The sequence below is a fragment of the Streptomyces sp. NRRL F-525 genome (assembly GCF_000716605.1).
GTDB lineage: Bacteria > Actinomycetota > Actinomycetes > Streptomycetales > Streptomycetaceae > Streptomyces.
On record NZ_JNXE01000168.1, the window covers coordinates 1 to 362 of the forward strand.

Sequence of the window (362 nt, forward strand, 5' to 3'; positions counted from 1 at the left end):
AGCAAGGACACTGCTCCCGAAGCCGCAGCCACCATCACAGCCACCCCGGACGCGGACGACACCGCCGCCCGCTACGAGCCGTACCCGGGCCCCACGTTTTTCCATGGCGGCCGCCACTCCGACATCATCACCGCGATGGCCCGCCGCCTCGAGGCCGAAGGCCACGGCGACGGCCGATACCTCGGCCCGGACTGGACGAACGCCCACCGCGACGCGTTCGCCCGGTTCCAGCAGACGCTGCGCCCCAAGGGAGCCGGCGACGTGACCGGCATCCCCGACGAAACCGCGTGGGAACGCCTCCTAGTTCCGCGCGTGAGCCCCCTTCCCAGGGAGTCCTGACCATGTCCACGACGCCCCCATCC

1 protein-coding gene is annotated in these 362 nt (G+C 71.3%); it reads left to right on the top strand.

Annotated features, from left to right (window positions below):
* A partial coding sequence (locus OO69_RS48365; RefSeq protein ID WP_033287426.1) for a peptidoglycan-binding protein occupies window positions 1-339 on the top strand: 339 nt, incomplete at its 5' end.
* Window positions 340-362: the final 23 nt, after the last annotated feature.